Annotated in this window: 1 protein-coding gene; it reads right to left on the minus strand. The window is 39.7% G+C overall.

Features of this window, described 5'->3' with window-relative positions; translation table 11 throughout:
* Nucleotides 1–501 precede the first annotated feature (501 nt).
* On the minus strand, nt 502–1695 hold the full coding sequence (locus KGY70_18155) for an AAA family ATPase (GenBank protein ID MBS3777125.1): 1194 nt from the start codon (nt 1693–1695) through the stop codon (nt 502–504).
* Nucleotides 1696–4086 lie beyond the last annotated feature (2391 nt).

A 4086-nucleotide genomic window follows, 5' to 3' on the forward strand; every position in this document is an offset into this window, starting at 1 on the left:
GTCGCGTAGCGGCGACATTATGGTAGACCAATAGTCCAGCCTAATGGGATGAGTCGCGTAGCGACAGCATCTTTTTTGAACCACATAGTTATTCTATAGAGTCATGCCTTGACTCGAATGCTTCATACACCAATATGAAATGCCATTTTTTAGATTATATAACCTGGATCTGATCCCCGGGTAACGCCCTCCTAGAGGGCCAATAGCGATAGCAACAATTTCCCGCCGATTAACCAGCGCCTCGTTAGAGTGCGCGACAGATATTTCCGTCTCTGCTCCCGCGGCTATGGTTATAAGCTTCAAATTTCCTCCGGAAGCAACAACTCCCGAATCATCTCAAACAGCAACTTCAGGCAATTCGGTCGGACGGGTGTGATAATGGCAGCATACCGGGTGGGTTTACACAGGCTGAGAATAATAGTTCCTTCTTGCCTGCGCGTTCAATTCCCTTTGATTTTCTTATCTATAACAGAAACAGGCTCTTCTGGCAGCTCGAAGATTTCAATAAATGAAACCAAAAATCCAAAGAGGCAAAGCATCCCCCGCAGGATATTGTAAGTCATCCTTTACAATGTAGCTATTGGGAATATCTGCAACCTGAGATGCTGTTTTGTTTTTACCACCTACCTCAAAAATATATTGACCATTTACCACAAAATCTCCTTTTTTAGGAATGTTAAGCTGATACTGAGTTTCAAGCTGACTGCATAAGAATACTTCTCTTAGTGTTCCTTTAGAAGGTGGTTCTACGGCCATAGCGTAGAGCTGGTTTGTATTATTCAGATAGATTTTTTCAGGTTTTTGTAGGATTGATGTACTAATGCCTGAAGGATGGATCAACCGTATCAACCTGCCTTGCTCAAGAAAATACAGGTAATTAACCAGAGAGTTACGGTGAATTTTACTTTGTTCAGATAATTTGGATAAATTGGGTTTAAAAGGCACGTTTTGAGCGATGATATATAATAATTGAAGCATCTTTTTAGCATTCCGTATATCAAAACCTTGCAATTCGGCCATGTCATATTCCACAATTGTCCGGATAAGTTGTTGAAGGCGCATATGGTAGTTGACCTCAGATTCCTTAAAAAATGGATAATATCCGTATTGGAGATAATCCTGAAAATGTTCCAGTGGCCTAAATTCATGGGGAAACAGACTCCTTAGCGGACCACCCGAAGTAACAATCTCATTCAGCGATAGTGGAGATTGATCAAGAATGCCGATGAATTTTAAATATTCACGGTAGGATAAACCATGCAGCTCGTAGATGACAGCACGACGGCTCAGATCTCCTTCCTGTTTGGCCAGGTCAATAATAGAAGACCCTGTGAATACTATCTGAAGGTCAGGATAAAGATCATACAGTATTTTTATTTCTCTTGACCAGGTGGGATATTTATGAACTTCATCAAGGACCAGAATCTGTCCTCCCTGTTTATAAAAATCTTTGGCTGTTTCAACCAGGGTATGGGATGAGAAGTACAGATCATCCAGCGTAAAGTAAACAGCTTTGGAAGAGGACAGACCCTGGACTTTTAGCCATTGAAGCAAAAGGGTGGTTTTTCCGGTACCCCGGGCTCCTTTAATACCTATGAGACGAGCATTCCAATCGACCTGGTCATACAAATACCTTTTAAAGTATGTGGATACACGACCTTTAAGGGAATCTGACTGTTCTTGTAATTCGTACATTGCATAATTATTTGTGCAAATATATTAAAATTTTGCACATCCAGACATGCAAAATTGTTTTTAATAAATCCTTTAAATAACTTCTTTCCCATAGTCCTTCAGACATACTGGCGAGGGCCAGAACTTTGAGGCGTCCGGAAAAATGAACCGGCTGCAGCTCCTTCCCCCCATCTGACCGATATAATCCCAAACAAAGATTAATAACCCACACCATCGAGGATGAGTCGCGTAGCGACGGCACCTTTTTTGAACCACATAGATTGAATGCCTGCCCGCCGGCAGGTGGGATTGAATGGAGAAGGGCCAGAGCTTGCAGTTAAATATAAGAGTCATTAGGTAGTCATTAATTGTCATTGGTGGTCATTGGTGGTCATTGGTGGTCATTGATTGTCATTGATTGTCATTAATCGTCATTGGTTGTTTTGCCAGAATTATTCTGTAGAGTCATGCAGGCATGACTCGAATGCTTCATACACCAATATGAAATGCCATGTTTTAGATTCTATAACCTGGATCTGATCCCCGTGTAACGCCCTCGTAGAGGGCCAATAGCGATAGCAGCAATTTCCCGCCGATTAACCGGCGCCTCGTTAGAGTGCGCGACAGATATTTCCGTCTCTGCTCCCGCGGCTATGGTTATAAGCTTCAAATGTCCTCCTGATAAATGCTCATACCCGTTTTCTCACCAATTGTTTTATGAAACCGTAGAAAAGAAGGTCAATTATGAAACAATATTAATATTGAACCACATTAGGAACAGAAGAACATATAAGCCGATAATCTGAGGAATGTTACGAGTCTGTAAAGAAATAAGGTAATAAGGTTGGACTTTTTGAGGGGTCCTCTTTGCTACTAAGTTCCTATGTTTGTAAAAACATAAGCTCAAGAATTTAGATTTTGTTAAATTTCGGTGAAAATCAAATTAATGTTTAACTCTAAAAACTCGAGCTTATGAAATCGCAAGTTAACAAATTAAACTTTACCGGTCAAAATTTTTATGTCGGTGTGGATGTTCACAAGAAAAAATGGAAGGTTTAATATATTGAAAAATAAGGTTTTCAATACCAGCATGATTGGATGTGTTTTTTTTAAAAAGATATATCTTTTGACACCATTTTGCCATACAACGGTTCTGCAAGATATATAAAAATATTAAAAACCTTATTTTACTATCTTGGACCTTAGTAGCTCTGAATATGCCCACGTTCACCTTAACCTTATTACCTTATTATCAATTAAGCCTACTTCATCAGAACTTTAGACAAGAAAATATATGAATCGTTTGAGGATTTTGAGCCCCCTCTGACTGATTATAAGATCCTGATATAACGTATTTTGCCCTTCCGTATAAAATAAAATTCTGAAATTTAGAAAATTATTTTTGCTCGTTTAAATATTTTCCTTATCTTGTTAATGAATTTAAACAATTGCCCGGCAGATGAATATGAGTCAACCCACTACCGATGAAGAACCGGAAACAGAAGAATAAGCACATCCATACTTTCCGGCGTGAGTTAAACACGCCGGAAAGTTTTTCTGTCCCCTCCAAACCTTAAATCATTTCTCCAACCTGGACAGATGAAATCTAAATCCGATGTGTCCGGAGAACCATCGATACAATGGAAAAATCAACCAGAACTATCCGAAGGATCATCCGAACAATAGGAAGGCCAATCCGAACTTTTCGATAAATCACCTAAACAATGGGAAAGTCAATCCGAACTGTTCGATGGATCACCCGAACAATGGGAAAGTTAATTGGAACTGTTCGATGAATCATCCAAATAATGGGAAGGTCAATCGGAACTGTTCGACGCATCATTCTCACAATGGAAAATAAAGCCCGGACTATAGGAAAGTAATTCCGAAAAAAGGGAAATGAATTTCTTATAAGGGGAAGTAAATTAGAAATAATGGGGCACTACTCCCCAAAAGGAAGAAAAAATTACAGGAGTGGGGGAAAGAAATTTCGGACAAAGGGTCATTAATTTGGGATAATGGGACGGAACTTCTCCAATGCGGGAAGGTAATTCCAAACAAAGGAAATTCATTTGTCATTCGGTCGTCATTCAATTGTCATTCATAGTCATTCGGTTGTCATTCAGTTGTCATTCAGTTGTATCAGCAAACCATCAGTCGCGTAGCGACGACATTATGGTAGATGAACAATCCTCAGGTAACGCCCTCGTAGAGGGCCAATAGCGATAGCAACAATTTCCCGCCGATTAACCGGCGCCTCGTTAGAGTGCGCTGAAAACGCCAATCAAAAATACATTTGTGCATTCGTGGCCATTAATCTCATCATTCTTTAACCAAAACAGACATACGAGAACACAATAGCCAATAACTTCATTCATATTGCCATTCTATAAAGCATCAAACTAATGAAGT

Source organism: Bacteroidales bacterium (assembly GCA_018334875.1).
Lineage (GTDB): Bacteria > Bacteroidota > Bacteroidia > Bacteroidales > UBA12077 > JAGXLC01.